The organism is Pantoea sp. RG18, assembly GCF_025910075.1.
Classification (GTDB): Bacteria; Pseudomonadota; Gammaproteobacteria; order Enterobacterales; family Enterobacteriaceae; genus Pantoea; species Pantoea agglomerans.
Map to the genome: position 1 here is coordinate 1,212,921 of NZ_JAPCIL010000002.1, position 21,053 is coordinate 1,233,973.

General features: G+C 54.8%; 23 protein-coding genes and 1 other annotated feature. Of the genes, 12 read left to right on the forward strand and 11 right to left on the reverse strand.

The window, feature by feature from the left end; genetic code table 11:
• The 8 genes from pheT to OK409_RS06165 form a co-directional block, all read right to left on the reverse strand.
• Nucleotides 1–2,388: a phenylalanine--tRNA ligase subunit beta gene (gene pheT, locus OK409_RS06130; RefSeq protein ID WP_187494476.1), complete on the reverse strand. Its 2,388-nt coding sequence runs from the start codon at nt 2,386–2,388 to the stop codon at nt 1–3.
• Nucleotides 2,389–2,402: 14 nt separating this feature from the next.
• Nucleotides 2,403–3,386, reverse strand: a complete 984-nt coding sequence (pheS, locus tag OK409_RS06135; RefSeq protein WP_010245680.1) for a phenylalanine--tRNA ligase subunit alpha — start codon at nt 3,384–3,386, stop codon at nt 2,403–2,405.
• Nucleotides 3,387–3,457: 71 nt separating this feature from the next.
• Nucleotides 3,458–3,583 (reverse strand) — a sequence feature (Phe leader region).
• The gene (gene pheM, locus OK409_RS06140; RefSeq protein ID WP_106120997.1) at nt 3,534–3,578 is read right to left on the reverse strand and encodes a pheST operon leader peptide PheM; all 45 of its coding nucleotides are present in this window, start codon (nt 3,576–3,578) and stop codon (nt 3,534–3,536) included. It overlaps the preceding feature by 45 nt.
• A gap of 117 nt (nt 3,584–3,700) precedes the next feature.
• A complete protein-coding gene (gene rplT, locus OK409_RS06145) occupies nt 3,701–4,057 on the reverse strand; it encodes a 50S ribosomal protein L20 (RefSeq protein ID WP_003853267.1) in 357 nt (118 codons plus the stop codon).
• 42 nt (nt 4,058–4,099) lie between these two features.
• Nucleotides 4,100–4,297: a 50S ribosomal protein L35 gene (rpmI, locus tag OK409_RS06150; RefSeq protein WP_010245683.1), complete on the reverse strand. Its 198-nt coding sequence runs from the start codon at nt 4,295–4,297 to the stop codon at nt 4,100–4,102.
• Between the two features lie 99 nt (nt 4,298–4,396).
• Nucleotides 4,397–4,948: a translation initiation factor IF-3 gene (infC, locus tag OK409_RS06155; RefSeq protein ID WP_029519030.1), complete on the reverse strand. Its 552-nt coding sequence runs from the start codon at nt 4,946–4,948 to the stop codon at nt 4,397–4,399.
• Between the two features lie 3 nt (nt 4,949–4,951).
• Nucleotides 4,952–6,880 (reverse strand): threonine--tRNA ligase, encoded by a 1,929-nt coding sequence (thrS, locus tag OK409_RS06160; protein WP_010245687.1) that lies wholly within the window; start codon nt 6,878–6,880, stop codon nt 4,952–4,954.
• A 246-nt stretch (nt 6,881–7,126) separates the two neighbouring features.
• Complete coding sequence (locus OK409_RS06165; RefSeq protein ID WP_010245689.1) at nt 7,127–7,888, reverse strand: YdiY family protein; 762 nt, start codon at nt 7,886–7,888, stop codon at nt 7,127–7,129.
• 350 nt (nt 7,889–8,238) lie between these two features.
• Between OK409_RS06165 and ghoS the strand changes: the two genes are divergently transcribed.
• Nucleotides 8,239–8,556 (forward strand): type V toxin-antitoxin system endoribonuclease antitoxin GhoS, encoded by a 318-nt coding sequence (gene ghoS / locus OK409_RS06170; RefSeq protein ID WP_010245691.1) that lies wholly within the window; start codon nt 8,239–8,241, stop codon nt 8,554–8,556.
• 78 nt (nt 8,557–8,634) lie between these two features.
• Nucleotides 8,635–9,528, forward strand: a complete 894-nt coding sequence (locus tag OK409_RS06175; RefSeq protein WP_033757473.1) for a fructosamine kinase family protein — start codon at nt 8,635–8,637, stop codon at nt 9,526–9,528.
• Between the two features lie 12 nt (nt 9,529–9,540).
• On the opposite strand, the gene OK409_RS06180 is transcribed toward OK409_RS06175, so the two are convergent.
• Nucleotides 9,541–10,077, reverse strand: coding sequence for a YniB family protein (locus tag OK409_RS06180; RefSeq protein ID WP_010245694.1), 537 nt, complete (start codon nt 10,075–10,077; stop codon nt 9,541–9,543).
• A 146-nt stretch (nt 10,078–10,223) separates the two neighbouring features.
• Here OK409_RS06180 and hxpB point away from each other — a divergent pair, with 146 nt between their 5' ends.
• From hxpB to OK409_RS06210, 6 genes are all read left to right on the forward strand, one after another.
• Nucleotides 10,224–10,892, forward strand: a complete 669-nt coding sequence (gene hxpB, locus OK409_RS06185; RefSeq protein WP_264366866.1) for a hexitol phosphatase HxpB — start codon at nt 10,224–10,226, stop codon at nt 10,890–10,892.
• Between the two features lie 173 nt (nt 10,893–11,065).
• Entirely contained in the window at nt 11,066–11,902 is an 837-nt protein-coding gene (gene kduI, locus OK409_RS06190) for a 5-dehydro-4-deoxy-D-glucuronate isomerase (protein ID WP_010670022.1), read from the forward strand.
• 16 nt (nt 11,903–11,918) lie between these two features.
• Entirely contained in the window at nt 11,919–12,680 is a 762-nt protein-coding gene (gene kduD / locus OK409_RS06195) for a 2-dehydro-3-deoxy-D-gluconate 5-dehydrogenase KduD (RefSeq protein WP_010245706.1), read from the forward strand.
• 140 nt (nt 12,681–12,820) lie between these two features.
• Nucleotides 12,821–13,411, forward strand: a complete 591-nt coding sequence (locus OK409_RS06200) for a metal-dependent hydrolase (RefSeq protein WP_010245708.1) — start codon at nt 12,821–12,823, stop codon at nt 13,409–13,411.
• Between the two features lie 151 nt (nt 13,412–13,562).
• Nucleotides 13,563–14,954: an L-cystine transporter gene (locus OK409_RS06205; RefSeq protein ID WP_010245712.1), complete on the forward strand. Its 1,392-nt coding sequence runs from the start codon at nt 13,563–13,565 to the stop codon at nt 14,952–14,954.
• Nucleotides 14,955–15,142: 188 nt separating this feature from the next.
• The gene (locus OK409_RS06210; protein WP_264366867.1) at nt 15,143–15,535 is read left to right on the forward strand and encodes a DUF6515 family protein; all 393 of its coding nucleotides are present in this window, start codon (nt 15,143–15,145) and stop codon (nt 15,533–15,535) included.
• A gap of 66 nt (nt 15,536–15,601) precedes the next feature.
• Here the strand turns inward: OK409_RS06210 and osmE are convergent, their stop codons facing one another.
• The gene (gene osmE, locus OK409_RS06215) at nt 15,602–15,937 is read right to left on the reverse strand and encodes an osmotically-inducible lipoprotein OsmE (RefSeq protein WP_010245718.1); all 336 of its coding nucleotides are present in this window, start codon (nt 15,935–15,937) and stop codon (nt 15,602–15,604) included.
• Between the two features lie 302 nt (nt 15,938–16,239).
• Here osmE and OK409_RS06220 point away from each other — a divergent pair, with 302 nt between their 5' ends.
• The 4 genes from OK409_RS06220 to cho all read left to right on the forward strand — a co-directional run bounded on the left by OK409_RS06220 (nt 16,240) and on the right by cho (nt 20,264).
• Nucleotides 16,240–17,442, forward strand: a complete 1,203-nt coding sequence (locus OK409_RS06220; RefSeq protein WP_172608781.1) for a multidrug effflux MFS transporter — start codon at nt 16,240–16,242, stop codon at nt 17,440–17,442.
• A gap of 118 nt (nt 17,443–17,560) precedes the next feature.
• Entirely contained in the window at nt 17,561–18,385 is an 825-nt protein-coding gene (gene nadE / locus OK409_RS06225) for an ammonia-dependent NAD(+) synthetase (RefSeq protein WP_010670018.1), read from the forward strand.
• Between the two features lie 60 nt (nt 18,386–18,445).
• Nucleotides 18,446–19,336, forward strand: a complete 891-nt coding sequence (gene yddG / locus OK409_RS06230) for an aromatic amino acid DMT transporter YddG (RefSeq protein WP_264366868.1) — start codon at nt 18,446–18,448, stop codon at nt 19,334–19,336.
• Nucleotides 19,337–19,403: 67 nt separating this feature from the next.
• Nucleotides 19,404–20,264, forward strand: coding sequence for an excinuclease Cho (cho, locus tag OK409_RS06235; protein ID WP_010245728.1), 861 nt, complete (start codon nt 19,404–19,406; stop codon nt 20,262–20,264).
• Between the two features lie 73 nt (nt 20,265–20,337).
• On the opposite strand, the gene spy is transcribed toward cho, so the two are convergent.
• The gene (spy, locus tag OK409_RS06240; protein ID WP_010245731.1) at nt 20,338–20,832 is read right to left on the reverse strand and encodes an ATP-independent periplasmic protein-refolding chaperone Spy; all 495 of its coding nucleotides are present in this window, start codon (nt 20,830–20,832) and stop codon (nt 20,338–20,340) included.
• Nucleotides 20,833–21,053 lie beyond the last annotated feature (221 nt).

The window sequence follows — 21,053 nt, forward strand, 5'->3', positions numbered from 1 at the left end:
TCAATCCCTCAAGGTTGCCTGGAATCGCTCTTTTAATGCCGCAACGCATTTGCCAACGGTCGCGGCAATCTCCTCTTCTTCGAGTGTCCGGCTGGTATCCTGCAAAATCAGGCTGATTGCGAGGCTCTTGTAGCCCTCAGAAACGCCCTTACCGCGGTACACGTCAAACAAGTTTACGCCAACTACCTGATTTACGCCAACTTTCTTACACTCCGCGATGATATCTGCTGCGGGGACGTTTTCAGCCACCACAACGGCAATATCACGACGGTTCGCCGGGAAGCGAGAAATCTCGCGCGCGTCAGGCAGGACGCGGTCTGCGACCTTATTCCAAAGCAGTTCAAAGACTAAGGTGCGGCCATTGAGATCAAGCTTACGTTCCAGCTCAGGATGAACCACGCCGATAAATCCGATATGTTCATCATGCAAATAAATCGCCGCGCTCTGTCCTGGATGCAACGCCGGATTCGCTTCAGCACGGAAGCTGATGTCATCCAGTTTGCCGGTTAAATCGAGCAGCGATTCTAAATCGCCTTTCAAATCATAGAAGTCAACTGTCTGACGCGCCAGATCCCAGTGCTCTTCAACGCGGTTACCGCTGATGACGCCAGCCAGCATAAGATCCTGACGGATGCCCAAATCTGCCTGGGTATCCGGCACAAAGCGTAAGCCGCTCTCAAACAGGCGCACGCGGCTCTGCTGACGGTTCTGGTTGTAGACTACCGCGCTGAGCAGGCCGGTCCAGAGTGAGAGACGCATGGTCGACATATCGCTGGAGATTGGGCTCGGCAGCAACAGCGCCTCTTCACCCGGGTGCAGCAGCTGCTGAATTTTCGGATCGACGAAGCTATAGGTAATCGCTTCCTGATAGCCCTTGTCCACCAGCAGGTTTTTCGCGCGCTTCAGCGACAGATTCGCTTCGCGATGCTGAGTCATCACCAGACCCGCCTGTACCGGCACATCCGGAATGTTGTTGTAGCCATAAATACGGGCCACTTCTTCAACCAGATCTTCTTCAATCGCCATATCGAAGCGCCAGCTCGGGGCGACGGCCTGCCACTGCCCTTCTCCCACGGTCACTTCACAGCCGAGACGCGTCAGAATGTCAGTTACCTGCTCATCCGCGATCACGTGGCCAATCAGACGGTCCAGCTTTTCACGACGCAGCGTGATCGTCGCTGGCACAGGCAGGGCGGCCTGATGGGTCTGATCGATGATCGGGCCCGCTTCACCGCCGCAGATTGACAGCAGCAGCTGGGTAGCACGCTCCAGTGCGGTATGTTGCAGCGCCGGATCAACACCACGCTCGTAGCGATGTGACGCGTCGGTATGCAGACCATGACGACGGGCGCGGCCGGTAATAGAGAGCGGATCAAAGTAAGCGCACTCGAACAGGATATTCTGCGTTTCGCCGTTCACGCCCGAATGTTCGCCACCAAAGATACCAGCCATCGCCAGCGCTTTCTGATGATCGGCGATCACTAAGGTATCACTCTGCAGGCTGGCTTCAGTGCCATCCAGCAGCGTCAGCTTTTCGCCTTCTTTCGCCATACGCACCACGATACCGCCGTCGATGCGGTCGAGATCGAAGGCGTGCATCGGCTGACCCAGCTCCAGCAGAACGTAGTTAGTGATATCCACCACCGGATCGATAGAACGAATACCACAACGACGCAGCTTCTCTTTCATCCACAATGGCGTGGCAGCAGCAACGTTTATGCCTTTTACTACACGGCCCAGATAGCGTGGACAGGCTTCTGTCGCGTCAACCTGAATCGGGAAAGTGTCGTTCAGCGTCGCAGCGACCGGCTGCATCTCCGGCACGTTCAGTGGCAAACCGTTGAGGACGGCGACATCACGGGCGATACCGATCAGACCCAGACAGTCAGCGCGGTTAGGCGTGACGCTGATTTCGATGGTGTTGTCATCAAGCTGCAGGTAGGTGCGGATGTCGGTGCCAATGGGCGCATCGGCTGGCAGTTCGATGATGCCGTTGTGGTCGTCGGAAATTCCCAGCTCGGAGAAAGAGCAGAGCATGCCTTCAGACGGCTCGCCACGCAGTTTAGCCGCTTTGATTTTGAAATCACCTGGCAGCACGGCGCCGACGGTGGCGACCGCGACTTTCAGTCCCTGACGGCAGTTCGGCGCGCCACAGACGATATCCAGCAGGCGATCGCCGCCCACGTTGATTTTGGTCACACGCAGCTTGTCTGCATTCGGGTGCTGGCCGCACTCCACCACTTCCCCGACCACGACGCCGTGGAAGGCACCGGCAACCGGATCAACGCCGTCGACTTCCAGACCGGCCATAGTGATTTGTTCAGACAGCGCAGCGCTGTCCAGGGCTGGATTTACCCATTCGCGTAACCAGAGTTCACTGAATTTCATTGGATATCCTGCCCTTACTTAAATTGTTTGAGGAAACGTAAATCATTTTCAAAGAAGGCACGCAGATCGGTCACGCCGTAGCGCAACATGGTCAGACGCTCCATGCCCATACCAAAGGCGAAACCGGAGTAGACTTCCGGATCGATGCCGACATTGCGCAGCACGTTAGGGTGAACCATGCCGCAACCCAGCACTTCCAGCCACTTGCCGTTTTTACCCATGACGTCAACTTCTGCTGATGGCTCAGTAAACGGGAAATAGGAGGGACGGAAACGAATCTGCAGATCTTCTTCGAAGAAGTTGTTCAGGAAATCGTGCAGCGTGCCTTTCAGGTTGGTAAAGCTGATGTTTTTATCCACAATCAGCCCTTCCATCTGATGGAACATCGGGGTATGGGTCTGATCGTAATCGTTACGGTAAACGCGGCCCGGCGCAATAATGCGAATCGGCGGCTGCTGAGCCTTCATGGTACGGATCTGCACGCCGGACGTCTGGGTACGCAGCAGGCGCGTGGCGTCAAACCAGAAGGTGTCGTGATCGGCACGGGCCGGGTGATGGGCAGGAATATTCAGCGCATCGAAGTTATGGTAATCATCTTCAATTTCTGGCCCGGTTACGACGCCAAAGCCTAACTCACCAAAGAAGGTCTCAATGCGATCCATGGTGCGGGTCACCGGATGCAGGCCGCCATTCTCAATGCGACGACCAGGCAGAGAGACATCAATGGTCTCTTCAGCCAGACGGGCATTCAGCACCGCAGCTTCCAGGGCATCTTTGCGCGCATTCAGACGCTCGGTGACCTGCTGCTTCGCTTCATTGATTACCGCACCCGCTGCCGGGCGCTCTTCGGCTGGCAGCTCGCGTAACGTAGTCATCTGCAGTGTCAGATGTCCTTTCTTACCCAGGTATTCGACGCGCACCGCGTCAAGGGCGGCGATATCCGTCGCCCCGTCGATGGCCGCCGTGGCGCTGGCCACCAGTTCTGCGAGTTGGGACATAGTTTCCTCTTTTTCCAGTCAGGCTGGTCAGTTCTCGTTGGGACCTGCCGGTCCAATATGCTAGCGCCAGAAACAAAAAAGCCTCCACGAGGGAGGCTTTTAGCGCGATTTTTCGTTTCTTTTCTTATGCGCAAAAGCCCCTGGATGTCAGGCGCTAAAGTAAAAAAAGAAACGGAAAATAGCAGCGTTCATGCTTGCGGTTACCTTGTCATGCGATACAGGGGGTCTATTGAAATGCTCAGCGCCGGAAATGTCAATCTTTTGCGTAAGTTACAGGCAATAAAAAAGGGAGCAAGCTCCCTTTTCAATCTGACTTACGCCAGGGCTGATTTCGCTTTTTCGACCAGTGCAGAGAAGGCCACTTTATCGAATACCGCGATGTCGGCCAGGATCTTACGGTCAATCTCAATGGCTGCTTTTTTCAGACCATTGATGAAACGGCTGTAAGACATGCCGTTCTGACGAGCCGCTGCGTTGATACGCGCGATCCACAGCTGACGGAACTGACGCTTACGTTGACGACGGTCACGGTAAGCATACTGACCAGCTTTGATAACAGCCTGGAAGGCAACGCGGTAAACACGTGAACGTGCACCGTAATAGCCTTTAGCTTGTTTTAAGATTTTTTTGTGACGTGCGCGAGCAACTACACCACGTTTTACACGAGCCATTTAGCTCTCCTGTTTAATATTCTGATTTAATGAAAAAATTACTTATGCGTACGGCAGGCAGGCAATTACCAGACCCAGATCGCCTTTTGACACCATGCCTTTAGGGCGCAGGTGACGTTTACGCTTAGTAGATTTTTTGGTCAGAATATGACGCAGGTTTGCGTGTTTACGCTTGAAGCCGCCAGAAGCGGTCTTGCGGAAGCGCTTAGCCGCACCACGTACAGTTTTAATCTTTGGCATTTTAAAAATATCCACTTCGCATTGTTAATAACATGACCCAGACAGGCGAACAGTTAACCGCACAGCGCGAACGCTGCGCGGTTAGTGTTACTTGAAAGCCTACTGTTTCTTCTTAGGAGCGAGCACCATGATCATCTGGCGGCCTTCGATCTTCGAAGGGAAGGATTCGACAATGGCCAAATCCAGATCTTCACACAGGTCTTTACGGACGCGGTTAAGCACTTCCATACCGATCTGCTGGTGCGCCATCTCACGACCGCGGAAACGCAGCGTGATTTTGGCTTTATCGCCTTCTTCCAGAAAGCGAATCAGGTTGCGTAGTTTGACCTGATAGTCGCCATCATCGGTTCCAGGACGGAATTTGATTTCCTTAACCTGAATAACTTTTTGCTTCTTCTTCTGTTCCTTAGAAGATTTGCTTTTTTCATAGAGGAACTTGCCGTAATCCATGATGCGGCAGACCGGCGGTTCGGCATTCGGGCTGATTTCGACTAAGTCGCCGCCCGCTTCCTCGGCTTTTTCCAAAGCTTCGCGTAATGTGACAATGCCAATCGGCTCGCCATCCATGCCTGTTAAGCGCACTTCAGTTGCGCGGATTTCACTGTTGATTTTGTTCGGACGCGTCGGTAGTACTCGTTTTCCGCCTTTAATACTTTATTCCTCCAATTGTTGAAGATTTCGGCTGCGAATCTCTTGTTGAAGTTTCTCAACAAACACATCGACATCCATCGACCCAAGGTCTTTACCACGGCGGGTGCGAACGGCAACTTTGCCAGATTCCACCTCTTTATCACCGCAGACCAACATATAAGGGACGCGACGTAATGTGTGCTCGCGGATTTTAAAGCCTATCTTCTCATTTCTCAAGTCTGCCTTCACACGAATGCCAGCATTCTGCAGCTTACGCGTCAAAGACTCAACATATTCTGCTTGTCCGTCGGTAATATTCATTACCACGACTTGCAGCGGTGCCAGCCAGGTTGGGAAGAAACCGGCGAATTCTTCGGTCAGAATACCGATGAAACGCTCCATTGACCCCAGAATCGCACGGTGAATCATCACTGGCGTCTGACGATCATTGTTTTCACCCACGTAGGTTGCTTCAAGGCGTTTTGGCAGGGAGAAGTCTAGCTGAACTGTTCCGCACTGCCAGGCGCGATCAAGACAATCGTACAAAGTAAACTCAATTTTAGGACCGTAGAACGCGCCTTCGCCTGGCTGGAACTCAAACTCAATATTGTTTTCGTTCAGCGCCGCAGCCAGATCTTCCTCGGCACGATCCCACATCTCATCCGTACCGATGCGCTTCTCAGGACGGGTGGATAACTTCACCACAATCTTTTCAAAGCCGAAGGTGCTGTACATGTCATAAACCATGCGGATACAGCTGTTCACTTCGTCACGCACCTGCTCTTCAGTACAGAAGACGTGTGCATCATCCTGGGTAAAGCCACGAACACGCATCAGGCCGTGCAGTGCGCCTGAGGGTTCATTACGGTGACAGCTGCCGAACTCTGCCATACGCAGCGGCAGGTCACGGTAGGATTTCAGACCCTGATTAAAGATCTGAACATGCCCAGGACAGTTCATCGGTTTGATGCAATATTCACGGTTCTCAGATGAGGTGGTGAACATTGCTTCTTTATAGTTTTCCCAGTGCCCGGTTTTTTCCCACAGGACGCGATCCATCATGAATGGACCTTTAACTTCCTGGTACTGGTACTCTTTTAACTTGCTGCGGACAAACACTTCCAGCTCGCGGAAGATGGTCCAGCCGTCATTATGCCAGAAGACCATGCCTGGTGCTTCTTCCTGCATGTGGTAGAGATCCAGCTGCTTACCAATCTTACGATGGTCACGCTTCGCCGCCTCTTCCAGACGCTGCAGATAGGCTGCCAGCTGCTTTTTGTCTGCCCATGCGGTGCCATAAATACGCTGCAGCATTTTGTTGTTGCTGTCGCCGCGCCAGTAGGCACCGGAGATCTTCTGCAGTTTAAAATGATGGCAGAACCGCATGTTCGGCACGTGCGGACCGCGGCACATGTCGACATATTCTTCGTGATGATACAGGCCAGGCTTATCGTCATGGCTGATGTTTTCATCAAGAATGGTGGTCTTGTAAATTTCGCCGCGCGCCGCAAAGACGTCGCGAGCTTCCTGCCAGCTGACCTTCTTCTTCACCACATCGTAGTTGGTTTCAGCCAACTGATGCATGCGTTTTTCCAGCAGGTCGATATCTTCCTGGGTCAGGGTACGATCGATGTCGACATCATAATAGAAGCCGTTATCAATGACCGGGCCAATCGCCATTTTGGTATCCGGCCACAGCTGTTTAATCGCATGCCCTAACAGGTGCGCACAGGAGTGACGGATGATTTCCAGACCCGCTTCATCTTTAGCGGTAATGATCGCTACGGCGGCATCTTCAGTGATGGGATCAACAGCATCAACCAGTTCACCGTTAACACGGCCAGCGATACAGGCTTTCGCCAGACCAGGACCGATGTCCAGCGCAATATCCATCACACTGACAGGGCGGTCAAACACGCGCTGGCTGCCATCAGGAAGCGTAATTACAGGCATTTCATATCCTTATTTGCAGTGGTAAGCCACACGAAAGCCTACATGCAACGTAATGTAAAATTAGTGACCCGGCGTGATATCAGACCCACATTGTCGGAATGTCGCCAGGATTTCAGTGCGGGGCCGATGATAGCAGTTTTCCCCGGCGAGAAAAACCCATGCCTTTTTCGCTAAGCCCTGGAGAAATCAAAAAAAAGCGGCCTGACACACTGTCAGGCCGCTGTGAATGCTGCTGCAAAAATGCGCTTACATAGCGTAAGAGAGCATGATTGAGGTTTTGGTATCGGTGCGATCAGGCGCAGATTCCGCCGGATTGTTGTTCCAGCTGACGTTGTAAGCCAGCTTCAGCGCGAAGTGGCTGTTGATCGCCACCTGCAGGCCGGTTTCGGAGTTCACCGTGGTGTCTTCTCCGAAGCTGCTCAGCACTGACACGCCCTGAATAAATTTAGTGGTGTCGGTCAGCTGCCACTGATAGCTGACTGCGCCATAGCCCAGCGCTTTGGTCTGATGACCACCCGCGTGATAATCGTCATAACGTACACCCGGACCCAATTCCGCACGCAGCGAGTGCACCGGTCCATTCAGAATCTGACGACCGTAACCGGCTGTCAGCACGTCGCGTGAATCGTAACCATTGAAACGATCGCTTAACCAGCTCGCCTGTCCAAACAGGTAGTCATACGAGTTGAGGTTGTAACGTGAACGACCACCGATGTTGTAAGTTTCAGAAGAGCGCTCATCGTTTGACGAGGTGTTGGCTGCGTTACCCCACAAGCTGTAAGCCATAGATGACTGATACCAGGTCATATTGGTCTGAGCCGTCATTGATGAACTGGTGGTGTTACCGGTTTGCGCCAGATATCCCGCAGCAGCAGAACCTTCAAACGGCTTTTTAGCTGTTGAAGGGTCATCCATTGACGTAAATACGGCGTTATCGGCCATTGCCTGGTGACAAAAAGCTCCGGCGGAGAGCAAAAGAACAGCAGACAGCTTGTTATAGGCTTTCATTAAATGTGATCCGTGCGACTGTTTAAAAAACGGAGAGTCTGAAGCGTTTTGCCGGGCATTCAATGCAATTTACGGTAAGTTTTGTAAAAAATTATTAACTTACACAAAATGCCTGGAATCGCCCTGACAACCCCTGTTAATTGGGACTCATCTTATTAACGTCGCGCATTATAGTGCTGCCCAAACGAAAAGCCAGACGCAACGGCAGAAGATTTTTACGTTATGCTGCTGGCTCCTGACACGAATTTACGCTACGCATCACGTCACACACGCAGCATCTCCTTCATAATTCGCCTGATTTTTCACCATGGTCTACGCTCAGTTCAGTTTCCCTTCCCCGGAGGTGCCTCATGAGCAACACCTTAACCCGCTATATCGTGACCTTTCACTATCAGGAGTCGGGCTTAAGTGACATCCTGGAGCTGACCAGCGCAATGACCGCCGCAGGTTTCACGACCACGATGACAGATGACGACGGCCATCCGCATGAACTCGGTACGAACAGCTATGGCATCGTCAGCACGCTGGAGGCTGAGGATCTGCGGCAGCAGGTCACTGCGGCCGGTGAAAGCGCGCTGGGTCAGGAACCCGAGGTGACCGTCACGACCTTCGAAGAGTATCTGCGCGATGCTGCCGATCATCGCCCTGCCACCTCAGCGCCAGAATAAAGGGTGCAATTGCGCGGTTTTTGGTGAATATTTACGCAATACAATCGAACTTACGCAGCGAATAACGAGGATAGCCCAATGTGGTCAGCCATTAGTCGTCTGTTAAGCGAGCAGTTAGGCAACGCCGAAATCACTCAACGTCACGCCCTCGCGGGGGGTGATATCCATCCCACCTGGCAGATCCGCTACGGTGATCACGACGTCTTCGTCAAAAGTAACAGCCGCGATATGCTGTCGCTCTTTACCTGGGAAGCAGACCAGCTGGATTTGCTGGCGCGCACCGGCACGGTTCGGGTGCCTAAAGTCTATGGTGTGGGTCATCATCGCGAGGAGAGCTTTCTGCTGCTGGAATATATCAGGCCACAGCCGCTTGATGAGCAGAGTGCATATCAGCTCGGTCAGCAACTGGCGCATCTGCATCAGTGGAGCGAGCAGACGCAGTTCGGCCTCGATTTCGACAATAACATCACCACGACGCCCCAACCCAATAGCTGGCTGCGACGCTGGTCGGTTTTTTTTGCTGAACAGCGCATTGGCTGGCAGCTGCAGCTGGCGGCAGAAAAGGGAATTCAGTACGGGGATACAGAGCTGATCGTTGCCTGCGTGCAGCGGGTGCTCGCGTCACATCATCCGCAGCCGTCGCTGCTGCATGGCGATCTCTGGCCGGCTAACTGCGCCAGCAGTGAGAGTGGCCCCTGGCTGTTCGACCCTGCCTGCTACTGGGGCGACCGTGAGTGCGATTTAGCCATGCTGAGCTGGTACCCTGACCTGCCTCGCCAGATTTACGACGGTTATCAGGCGGTGTGGCCGCTACCGGATGGTTTTTCGCAGCGTCTGCCGGTCTACCAGCTCTACTATCTGCTCAACCGGGCTAACGTCTTTGGCGGGCACTGGCCAGGCGATGCACAGTTCGCCATTGGCCAGTTGCTGGATGAGGATGCGCTGGGCGCCAGTCAGGCCAGACCGGCCTGACAAAGATCGCGGTCAGATAAAGCCCAGCAGCGACAGCGCAAAATAACCGGCTATCGCAATCACCACCGGCAGGACATAGAGCGGGAAGATCTGCAGGAAGATGGTGTGGCGAGGTACGCGCACCTTCTCTTCCAGTTGCTGACGGCTACGCCCTTCACTGCCTTTTGCCTGCTCCAGAATCATCTGATCCTCAATGCCTTCTTTGACATGACGCGCCTGACGTCCCATCCGCGCGCCTGACGACTCCAGCGCCAGCCCGACAAAAATCAGAATGTAGATCAGCCAGAAACCCAGGTTCATCTGACCATTAAATTCCGGTACCGGCGAGTTATGCCAGAAGACATTCAGGAATGGCGTGTTAAAGCGCAGCATGTCGACGATGACGTGGACGAAATCGAGCATGACGGCATCAATGCCTGGCTGCTTTTCGCTGTGCTTAAACATAAAGCTCAATACAGAAATAATGGTCGACAGCAGCGCCACTAAAAAGAGCACCCAGCCTGCCACTCGCTTGAGGATGGCGATACGGCCAGCCTGTTGATAGGTCATAATATCTCCTGAACCCGGAATCCAATTTGCCGTCAGTTTACCTGCCAACGGTGAAATTTCCCAAATAAAGCGTGGCCTGTCAGGCAGAGCGTGCGCCAGTAAAGAATGATGTTAAGGTAATGCTGACTTTAAAAGGAGACCCCCTGATGCCTTATCACCGCCCTGTCCTTGCCGCCCTGTTTGATATGGATGGCTTACTGATCGATTCTGAGCCTCTGTGGGATCAGGCTGAGCTGGATATCTTTTCAACGGTGGATGTTGACCTGTCACGTCGCAGTGAAATGCCCGATACCCTGGGTCTGCGCATCGATCAGACTGTACGGATGTGGTACGAAACGCTGCCCTGGCATGGCCCCTCTCAGCAGGAGGTCACTGAGCGGATTATTACGCGCGCCATGACGCTGGTGGATCAGACGCGGCCACTGCTGCCGGGCGTGGAAACGGCGCTGCAACTGTGCCGGGAACAGGGGCTGAAAATCGGCCTTGCCTCCGCATCACCGCTAAAGATGCTGGAACAGGTGCTGGAGATCTTCAATCTGCGCCCTTATTTCGATGTGCTGGCTTCAGCAGAAGCGCTGCCCTACAGCAAGCCCCATCCGCAGGTCTATCTCAACGCCGCCGCCAGCCTTGCGATCGATCCGCTCAACTGCGTCACGCTTGAAGATTCGTTTAACGGCATGATCGCCACCAAAGCAGCGCGTATGCGATCGATTGTGGTGCCCGCCGCTGAACACCGTGACGATCCCCGCTGGACGCTGGCGGATGTCCGGCTGGACAATCTGACCCAGCTTAGCCTGCAGCATCTGCAGGGATAATAACAGCCCGCTTATGGCGGGCTTTTTATTGCCTGTTGCACCTGTCACTTGATCTGACCCGCAAAAAATAAAACAACGTTTCATTTTTATTGAATTCCCATCCCGCTCTGCCTAAGATGCCAAAAGCGTCCCCGTTTGGGGCATGAATAACCTGACCTGCAGAGAGGCCTGAGATGGACGTTCGTCAAAGCATTCACAGCGATCACGCTAAGCAACTCGACACTGAAGCACTGCGCCGCGAGTTCCTGATTGAGAAGATATTTACTGCCGATGATTACACCCTGACCTACAGCCATATCGACCGCATCATTATTGGCGGCGTCATGCCGGTGAATAATCCGGTCACTATCGGTGATGAAATGGGAAAACAGCTGGGCGTCGCTTATTTTCTTGAACGCCGCGAGCTGGGTATGATCAATATTGGCGGCCCGGGTCTGGTAGAAGTTGACGGTAAAGCGTGGGAAATCGGTCACGAAGAGGCACTTTACATCGGCAAAGGTGCGCGCAACCTGCAGTTCCGCAGCCTGAACCCGGCACAGCCGGCCAAATTCTATTACAACAGTGCGCCAGCACACAGCACCTTCCCGGACAAGAAGATCACGCTGCAGGAAGCGGCCACCGCGACGCTGGGTGATGCCGCGACCTCCAATCGCCGCACCATTAACAAATTTATCGTGCCGGATGTGTTGCCCACCTGCCAGCTCACCATGGGCTTAACCAAACTGGATGAAGGCAGCCTGTGGAACACCATGCCCTGCCACACCCACGAACGCCGCATGGAAGTCTATTTCTACTTCGATATGAGCGAAGAGTGCGCCGTCTTCCACATGATGGGGCAACCGCAGCAAACCCGCCATCTGCTGGTACACAACGAGCAGGCGGTGATCTCACCCAGCTGGTCAATTCACGCCGGTGTCGGCACCCAGCGTTACACCTTTATCTGGGGCATGGTGGGTGAGAATCAGGTCTTTGATGACATGGACCACGTCAAAATCAGTGAACTGCGCTGAGCAGAGGAGAAATACCATGGTACTGAGTACGTTTAACCTGGAAGGTAAAGTCGCGCTTGTGACCGGCTGTAACACCGGTTTAGGGCAAGGTATGGCGCTGGGTCTGGCCCAGGCGGGTTGTGATATCGTCGGCGTTAACCGTGATGGCCCGGATGATACCCAAAGTAAAGTGGAGGCGCTGGGTCGCCGGTTCTGGCCGGTGCAGGCCGATCTGATGCAGACCAGCGTGGTGGCCTCAGTGGTTGAACAGGCGCTGGCCGCTGCCGGTAAAATTGACATTCTGGTCAACAATGCCGGCATTATCCGCCGTGAGGACGCACTGAATTTCAGCGAGCAGGACTGGGATGACGTGATGAACCTTAACAGCAAGAGCCTGTTTTTCCTGTCGCAGCAGGTTGCCCGTCAGTTTATCGCGCAGGGTAATGGCGGCAAGATAATCAATATCGCCTCCATGCTCTCCTTCCAGGGCGGTATCCGGGTGCCCTCTTATACAGCGTCGAAAAGTGCCGTGATGGGGCTGACCCGTCTGATGGCGAACGAGTGGGCAAAACATGGCATTAACGTCAATGCCATCGCTCCCGGTTACATGGCCACCAACAATACGGAACAGCTTCGTAATGATGAGTCGCGCAGTGAAGAGATTCTGGGACGTATTCCGGCAGGCCGCTGGGGCGTGCCGGATGACATGATGGGCCCGGTAGTCTTCCTGGCCTCTTCCGCGTCTGACTACGTGAATGGCTACACCCTGGCGGTGGATGGCGGCTGGCTGGCGCGTTAATCTTACTGGCGGACAGTGTTTCATCGCTGTCCGCCTTGTTAATAATATTCATGCTTCGTTACAGCGTCACATGTTCTCATTTACTGGATAAATCCCTATACTGGATGCATCGACAGTTTTCTTTGCAACCAGGTTCTATCATGACGGGCGAAGGCCACATCATTTTTGCCATTGCCAGCGCTATCTTTGCGAAGCGTGCTGAGCTGACACCGGTGCTGGCGCAGGCCGACTGGTGGCATCTTGTTCCCTCAGCGCTGCTGACATGTCTGTTGCCCGATATCGATCACCCTAAATCTCTGCTGGGACAGCGACTGCGCTGGCTCTCTCATCCTATTGCGCGCGCGTTCGGCCATCGCGGCTTTACCCACAGTTTGCTGGCGATAGCCGCCGGTTTATGGCTTTTTCAGATAAACCTGCCCCAGTCGTCGCCGATACCGCCTGATGTCCTGCAGGGTCTGACGCTGGGCTACCTTAGCCATATTGTGGCCGATATGCTGACGCCTGCCGGGGTTCCGCTGCTGTGGCCCTGCCGCTGGCGCTTCCGGTTGCCGATTCTGCGCAGTCAGAAAGGCAACCAGCTTGAACGGGCGTTGTGCCTGGGACTGGTGGGATATGCGCTCTGGTTTCCGGTGGGCATGCCATCTTTTGGTGCAAACGGCTGGCCGTCACAGCTGTTCGATACGCTACAAAATGGCGTCGGACGGTTGATTTCCAGTCATACTGCGCAATAAATCAGCACAAAACGCCTTTAAGTTATAAACCATGCCATTTGGATATAAGGCACCCTCTTCGCCTGCTGTTACCATTCCTGCTGTCTTAATTCGTGATTAACATTATGCGGCCTTTCCAGAGCGAAAGGCCGCATTACTCTGGAGTTTCAGTATGGACCTTCCTCTTACGCTTAATATCGTAGCCTTTGTGGTGCTGCTGGTATTGCTCTCTCGCTTCAGCCGTCAGAACTGGAGCCTGTCGAAAAAAGTGCTGACCGGTCTGGTAATCGGCGTACTGTTCGGCCTGGTTTTGCAGTTGATCTACGGCGAAAACAGCGCAGTGGTCAAAGAGTCTATCAGCTGGTTTAACATCGTCGGTAATGGCTATGTCCAGTTGCTGCAGATGGTCGTAATGCCGCTGGTGTTCGTTTCCATTCTGAGTGCGGTTGCCCGTCTGCATAACGCCTCGTCGCTGGGAAAAATCAGCGTACTGACGATTGGCGTACTGCTGTTTACCACCGCGATCTCGGCGCTGGTCGGCGTCTTCGTGACCGGCCTGTTTGGCCTGAGCGCTGAAGGTCTGGTTCAGGGCGTGCAGGAGACTGCGCGTCTCAGTGCGATTCAGAGCAACTATGTCGGCAAAGTGGCTGACCTGACCGTGCCGCAACTGGTGCTCTCCTTTATCCCGAAAAACCCGTTTGCCGATTTGACCGGAGCCAGTCCGACCTCGATTATCAGTGTCGTTATCTTCGCCGCCTTCCTGGGTGTGGCTGCACTGCAGTTGCTGAAAGATGATGAAGTTAAAGGTCAGCGCGTGCTGGTCGCGATCGATACGCTGCAGTCCTGGGTCATGAAGCTGGTGCGTTTAGTGATGAAGCTGACGCCTTATGGTGTGCTGGCGCTGATGACCAAAGTGGTTGCCGGTTCTAACCTGCAGGACATCATCAAGCTGGGCAGCTTTGTGGTCGCCTCTTACCTCGGTCTGGCCATCATGTTTGGTGTCCACGCCCTGCTGCTGTCGGTAAATGGTATCAACCCGATGCGCTTCTTCCGTAAAGTGTGGCCGGTTATTACCTTCGCCTTTACCAGCCGCTCCAGCGCAGCCAGCATTCCGCTGAGCGTGGAAACCCAGACCCGTCGTCTTGGCGTGCCTGAGTCGATTGCCAGCTTCGCGGCCTCTTTTGGTGCCACTATCGGCCAGAACGGCTGTGCCGGTCTCTATCCAACTATGCTGGCAGTGATGGTTGCGCCAACCGTCGGGATCAACCCGTTTGACCCACTGTGGATTGCGACACTGGTCGGGATCGTAACGCTGAGCTCAGCAGGCGTTGCCGGTGTCGGCGGTGGTGCAACCTTCGCGGCACTGATTGTCCTGCCTGCGATGGGCCTGCCGGTCACCCTGGTGGCGCTGCTGATCTCCATTGAGCCGCTGATCGATATGGGTCGTACAGCCCTGAACGTCAACGGTTCCATGACCGCCGGTTCTCTCACCAGTCGCTGGTTAGGTATGACCGATAAGCGCGTCCTGGAAAGCGACGACAACGCCGAACTGGCGCACCGCTAATCTGCTTTGAACCTGGCGCGCCCGCGCCAGGTTATTCCCGCCCTTCTTCTCCATAATCTCCCCCATTAATGGCAACGCCGTTAAGAAAGCGTTAAGCATGGTAAACAGGCGAAAAATCGCCGCTTTAGTGCTTGTCTTTGCCGGGTAAAAAGCGAATTCTGCATCCAGTCTTATGAGGAGAACACCTGATGAAAAAGATAATCGCCTCGCTTCTGACGCTGACGCTTTTGACACCCGCTCTGGCTTTCTCTCATCCTGGCGACTGGGGCCCGCCGGGTGGATGGGGTCGACATGGCGGCCACGGGCCACACTGGGGCGGGCCCGGGCCGGTGCGCTTTTTGCCTGAAGCCGCAACCGCGGTGCTGATAGGCGGACTGACCTATTATCTGCTCAACGGCAATTATTATCAGCGTCACGGCGATGAGTATGTGGTGACAGAGCCGCCTGCAGAGTCGCGGGTCAGCAGTGAAATGCGGGTACTCGACTTTAACGGCAAACGCTTCTATGTGCAGGCTGGCCACTTCTACCAGCGACAAATAGATGGCGATTATGTTGAGGTGCCGCGCCCGGCAGGTTTGTAGTCAGCGCCACAACGAAAAACGGCCCGTCATAATGACGGGCCGTTTGCTATTCAGGGGTGCTATGAGTTACTGCTGAACCTGCGGATCGGTGTCATATTCCGCACAGCTCTGGAAGCCGTAGTTCATGACACGGCCAGTGTCGTTATAGCTCACGAAGTAAGTCTGAGCTTTACCGTCGCGCTGACCCAGTACATAAGTCTGGCAGGTGCCGCGCGCATGAACCATGGTGATTTCAGTAGAAGGCGTACCGGCGATCTGACGAACCTGATCACGGGTCATACCCTTTTTAACATCCTTTACCACTGGCTTAGTCACGTAGCTTTCCGCACGATCGTAAGTCGTACAACCAGACAGTGCAGCCAGCGTCAGCGCCGCAGCGATACATCCCATCACTTTATTCATCTTGTTGTTCCTCATTTATTGTCCATGTGGAAACAAGCCTGGAACATAAATGCTGATTTATCAAGTTTATGACGAACAATTAGTGGCCTGTCAAATGTCAGGATTTCGTAAAGAAGGCTGTTTTGCTGTCAACGCAGACGTATACTGCCCGGCAAAACAGGCACCCGATAGCGCCCCGTTTTCAGAGACCGCACCGTCATCCGCGCAGACGCAGATCGGCGTGAATGTCGCGTTACCGGACGCTGTTTTTCGCAGCCTTACCCGCTTTCTGTTTACCCCATCGCTGACAATCCCGAGGATAAATGACCCCTGTACACTCCAATCGCCTGGTTTATGCCATTACGCTGGGCCTGCTGGCCGCACTGGGCCCGCTCTGCATCGACCTCTATCTCCCTGCACTGCCACAAATGGCCCAGGACCTGCACACTGAAACCGCTACCGCGCAGCTGAGTCTGACCGCTGGCCTGTTAGGTCTCGGCTTTGGCCAGCTGCTCTTTGGTCCGATGAGCGATAAGTTCGGCCGCCTGCGCCCGCTGACCCTGTCACTGGTGTTGCTGTTTATCGCCTCGATGGGCTGTGCGCTGGCGCAGGATATTAACCAGCTGCTGCTGGCGCGGCTGTTCGAAGGGTTAGCAGGTGCGGGCGGCGCGGTGCTGTCACGGGCGATTGCACGCGATATGTACAGTGGCCATGAGCTGACGCGATTCTTCGCTCTGCTGATGCTGGTCAACGGTCTGGCACCGATCGGCGCACCGGTATTAGGCGGCGTGCTGATGACGATTTTAAACTGGCGCGGCATCTTCATGGTGCTGGGCGGCATTGCCATTCTGCTGATCCTGCTGGCGCGCTGGAAGCTGCATGAAACCCTGCCTGAGGCACGCCGCAGTAAAGGATCAATATTCTCCGCCTACGCGGCATTGGGTCAGGTGATTACCCATCGCCCCTTCATGGGCTTCTGCCTGACCCAGGGATTTATGATGTCCGGCATGTTCGCCTACATCGGTGCCTCGCCGTTCGTGCTGCAGCAACTCTATGGTCTTTCGCCCCAGGCCTTTAGCTTCTGCTTTGCGGCCAACGGGTTTGGCCTGGTGATTGCTTCACAGACCAGCGCCCGCCTCTGTCCATTGTGGGGCGAATATCGGGTGCTGAAAGGCGGACTGACGCTGGCCTTTGTCGCCTCCAGTCTGCTGCTGCTGGCCGCGTTGCTGCATGCTCCCTTAGCGCTGCTGCTGGTGGCACTGTTCTTTACCATTGCCAGTAACGGCGTTATCGCTACCACCGCCTCGTCCCTGGCGATGCAGAGTCAGGGCCATCGCGCTGGCAGCGCCTCTGCAGTGATAGGCGTTACGATGTTCACGCTGGGTGCGATTACCGTGCCGATTACCGGCATCGGCGGCACCTCGGTGCTGAGCATGTGCGCCACCATTTTTGGCTGCTTTATGACGGCGATTCTGATGTTTAACGTGCTGGCGAAAAAACCGCTGCCGCAGGTAAAAACTCACTGATTTCGCAACGTTTCATGGTAATGAGTTACCGCTTTGGCTTGTTGTTTTCGCAAAGGCACGTTAGCTTTAATAAAACGTTCGCATCGAGCCGACAGGCCACTGACCTGAGGAGAAGTTCATGTCACTGCAGCAGGAAATTATTGAAGCCCTGGGTGTGAAGCCCACTATCGACGCCGACCAGGAAGTGCGCGTCAGCATCGATTTTCTCAAAGCCTACCTGAAACGCCACAGCGGCCTGAAAACGCTGGTGCTGGGGATCAGCGGCGGTCAGGATTCAACCCTGGCGGGCGCGCTGGCGCAGCGGGCGATCACCGAACTGCGTCAGGAGAGCGGTGATAACGACTACACCTTTATTGCCGTGCGTCTGCCCTATGGTGTGCAGGCGGATGAGCAGGATTGTCAGGACGCGCTGGCCTTTATCAAACCCGACCGTTCGCTGGTGGTAAACATCAAAGAGTCGGTGCTGGCCAGTGAGCGCGCGCTGAAAGAGGCGGGTATTACGCTTTCCGATTTTGTCCGCGGCAATGAAAAAGCCCGTGAGCGGATGAAAGCGCAATACAGCATCGCCGGCATGACCAAAGGCGTGGTGGTCGGCACCGATCACGCGGCTGAAGCCGTGACCGGTTTCTTCACCAAGTATGGCGATGGCGGCACGGACATCAATCCCCTGTTCCGCCTGAACAAGCGTCAGGGCAAGCAGTTGCTGAAACACCTTGGTTGCCCGGAGCATCTCTATCTGAAGAAACCGACTGCCGATCTGGAAGATGATCGTCCAGGCTTGCAGGATGAAGTGGCGCTGGGCGTCACCTATGAGATGATTGATGACTACCTGGAAGGCAAAAGCATCAATCCTGACAGCGCCCGCATCATCGAAGGCTGGTATCAGAAAACCGAGCACAAACGTCGTCCGCCGATCACGGTATTCGACGACTTCTGGAAGTAATCCTGCCCCTCCCTTGCCGCGGCAAGGGAGGCTTCTCTCACTGACTTTGTTGATCGCTGCATGCCTGCCACCGTTTCGCGCGCGACCCTCATCGGGCTTGTCGCCATTCTGCTCTGGAGTACGACCGTTGGCCTGCTGCGCAGCGTCAGTGAAGCCTTTGGCGCCACCGGTGGTGCGGCGCTGATCTACACTACTACGGCGTGTCTCCTTTGCCTGAGCCGGGGCCTGCCCAGACCTGGCGCAATGCCCGCCATCTACCTGTGGCTGGGGGGCGTACTCTTTGTCGGCTATGAAATCTGTCTGGCACTGGCCATCGGGCTGGCCAGCGATCGCAGCCAGTCGCTGGAGCTGGGGATGATTAACTATCTCTGGCCCTGTCTGACCATCGTGCTGGCCATCCCATTTAATCAGCAGCGTTTCCGTGTCTGGCTGTGGCCAGGACTGCTGCTGTCGCTGCTGGGGATCGTCTGGGTAATGAAAGGCAGCGGCAGCGGATCGCCGGCGCTGTTGTGGCAGAATATGCTGCGTAACCCGGTCGCCTATTCACTGGCCTTTATCGCCGCCCTGACCTGGGCGCTCTACAATAATCTCACCCGCCGCTTTGCCCGTGGTTCTAATGGCGTCACGCTGTTTTTTATCCTGACTGCACTGGCGCTGTGGCTGAAATATGCCTTCAGCGATCACACTGCACCGATGACCGTTACGCTGGTGCCGCTGCTGGAGGTGCTGTTTGTCGGGCTCTCCACCGCCATCGCCTATTCCGCCTGGAATCACGGGATTCAACAGGGCAATCTGACGCTGCTGGCCACCGCCTCCTACTTTACGCCGGTGCTGTCGGCCCTGATGGGATCGCTGTGGCTCGGCCTGACGCCGCCGCTGGCCTTCTGGCAGGGCGTGGCGATGATCACGCTCGGCTCGCTGATCTGCTGGCGGGCAACACGGTCTCTGTAACCAGACGGCTGGCGATCATTTCACCTGCCTGTTATGCTGTATGGACAACCAGTAAATGGAGTCCATCTTGGTCAGACGTTCTGCCATACTTCGCCCCGAACCCGACGCGAATGCAATTTATCAATATCCCGAACACCTGCGTGAGTGGCTGGAAGGCCTGCCAAATCATCCTGGCGTCTATACCTTTCATGGCGAAAGTGAGTCGCTGCCGCTCTATATCGGTAAAAGTGTGAATCTGCGTTCGCGGGTGATGTCCCATTTCCGCACCCCGGATGAGGCGAAAATGCTGCGCCAGTCGCGGCGTGTAAGCTGGATCCCTACCGCGGGCGACCTCGGCGCGCTGCTGCTGGAAGCGCAGATGATCAAAACCCAGCAGCCGCTGTTCAATAAGCGATTGCGCAAAAACCGGCAGCTCTGTTCATTGCAGATTACCGACGGCAAACCGAATGTGGTCTACGCAAAAGACCTCGATTTCAGCCAGTCCCCCAACCTGTTTGGGCTCTATCGCAGTCGCTTCGCCGCGCTGGAACGGCTCAAGCAGCTCGCGGATGAGTATCAGCTCTGTCATGGCCTGCTGGGTCTGGAAGCGCTGAGTGCGGGGCGAGGCTGCTTCCGCTCGGCACTGCGCCGTTGCGCCGGGGCCTGCTGTGGAAAAGAGCCGGTCAGCGATCATCAGGATCGACTGCTGGAGGCGCTGGAAAACGTGCGGGTGTTCTGCTGGCCGTGGCAGGGTGCCGTGGGGCTGGTGGAGGAAGGCAAAGAGATGACGCAGATCCACGTTATCGACCACTGGTTCTATCTCGGTTCGGTCAGCAGCATGGATGAGGCCAGAAAACTGCAGCGGCCCAAAGGCGGTTTTGATCACGACGGCTACAAAATCCTCTGCCGCCCGATTCTGTCAGGTGCCTACCCTATTTTGCCGCTATAAAAAAACCGCCGACGCTGCCCACTCACCTTCAGTGGACAGCGCCGGCGGTCTCAGACCGTTCGCTTAACGAGTGTTATTCAGCCGGTTCTGCTGGCGGTGCCATTTTGCCCTCGTGCGGGCCTTTCTCAGTCAGACGCTTTTCAAAGTTAGCGTTGTACTGTTTTTTCTGCTCCGGCGTCAGCACGTTATAGAGCTTGTTCTGGGTTTCCAGCATCTTCAGCGCATGCTCTTTGGCATTGGCGGACATCTTCTCTGCCTGTGCTTCTGCTTTGCTCTGGTCGAAGCTGTCAGAGGCAATAATGCTGTGGGCCGCACGACGCTCGTCCAGTGACGGGCGTTTCATATCTTTGTGGCTCTCTTTCATGATGTCGCGCATCTGAGTTTTCTGCGCGTCGGTCAGGTTCAGACCTTTAAACATCATCTCCATGCCGTGGCGCATTGGCGGCTTGTGCATCGCTTTTTCGCTGCCTGCTGGCGGTGGAGTCAGGTTGTCAGCGGCTGCATGGACGGCGCTGGCTGCACCAAACGCCAGCGAAGAAGCCAGTAAAAGGGAAGTCAGTTTGCGCATAATAGTGTCCTTATAATTCATGATAATGACGACAGCACTCTGTCGCGTCTTCGGAAACAAGCATACGACGCTGAACGTCAACTACTCAGAGCCTGAGTAAAGCCGTGAAAGCATAAAAGATAAAAATCGGGCAATCATGAAGAGAATAAGAAGAAAGGCGTGAGGAATTGAAAATGTTTATGAATTTAAAGCGAATTTGGCAGAAATCATGGAGGAGTGTA

Bases quoted from the DNA above. Each gene is read 5' to 3' on its own strand.
- pheT (WP_187494476.1), bottom strand. From the start codon at position 2,388: ATGAAATTCAGTGAACTCTGGTTACGCGAATGGGTAAATCCAGCCCTG.
- pheS (WP_010245680.1), bottom strand. From the start codon at position 3,386: ATGTCCCAACTCGCAGAACTGGTGGCCAGCGCCACGGCGGCCATCGAC.
- rplT (WP_003853267.1), bottom strand. From the start codon at position 4,057: ATGGCTCGTGTAAAACGTGGTGTAGTTGCTCGCGCACGTCACAAAAAA.
- rpmI (WP_010245683.1), bottom strand. From the start codon at position 4,297: ATGCCAAAGATTAAAACTGTACGTGGTGCGGCTAAGCGCTTCCGCAAG.
- thrS (WP_010245687.1), bottom strand. From the start codon at position 6,880: ATGCCTGTAATTACGCTTCCTGATGGCAGCCAGCGCGTGTTTGACCGC.
- OK409_RS06165 (WP_010245689.1), bottom strand. From the start codon at position 7,888: ATGAAAGCCTATAACAAGCTGTCTGCTGTTCTTTTGCTCTCCGCCGGA.
- ghoS (WP_010245691.1), top strand. From the start codon at position 8,239: ATGAGCAACACCTTAACCCGCTATATCGTGACCTTTCACTATCAGGAG.
- OK409_RS06175 (WP_033757473.1), top strand. From the start codon at position 8,635: ATGTGGTCAGCCATTAGTCGTCTGTTAAGCGAGCAGTTAGGCAACGCC.
- OK409_RS06180 (WP_010245694.1), bottom strand. From the start codon at position 10,077: ATGACCTATCAACAGGCTGGCCGTATCGCCATCCTCAAGCGAGTGGCA.
- hxpB (WP_264366866.1), top strand. From the start codon at position 10,224: ATGCCTTATCACCGCCCTGTCCTTGCCGCCCTGTTTGATATGGATGGC.
- kduI (WP_010670022.1), top strand. From the start codon at position 11,066: ATGGACGTTCGTCAAAGCATTCACAGCGATCACGCTAAGCAACTCGAC.
- kduD (WP_010245706.1), top strand. From the start codon at position 11,919: ATGGTACTGAGTACGTTTAACCTGGAAGGTAAAGTCGCGCTTGTGACC.
- OK409_RS06200 (WP_010245708.1), top strand. From the start codon at position 12,821: ATGACGGGCGAAGGCCACATCATTTTTGCCATTGCCAGCGCTATCTTT.
- OK409_RS06205 (WP_010245712.1), top strand. From the start codon at position 13,563: ATGGACCTTCCTCTTACGCTTAATATCGTAGCCTTTGTGGTGCTGCTG.
- OK409_RS06210 (WP_264366867.1), top strand. From the start codon at position 15,143: ATGAAAAAGATAATCGCCTCGCTTCTGACGCTGACGCTTTTGACACCC.
- osmE (WP_010245718.1), bottom strand. From the start codon at position 15,937: ATGAATAAAGTGATGGGATGTATCGCTGCGGCGCTGACGCTGGCTGCA.
- OK409_RS06220 (WP_172608781.1), top strand. From the start codon at position 16,240: ATGACCCCTGTACACTCCAATCGCCTGGTTTATGCCATTACGCTGGGC.
- nadE (WP_010670018.1), top strand. From the start codon at position 17,561: ATGTCACTGCAGCAGGAAATTATTGAAGCCCTGGGTGTGAAGCCCACT.
- yddG (WP_264366868.1), top strand. From the start codon at position 18,446: ATGCCTGCCACCGTTTCGCGCGCGACCCTCATCGGGCTTGTCGCCATT.
- spy (WP_010245731.1), bottom strand. From the start codon at position 20,832: ATGCGCAAACTGACTTCCCTTTTACTGGCTTCTTCGCTGGCGTTTGGT.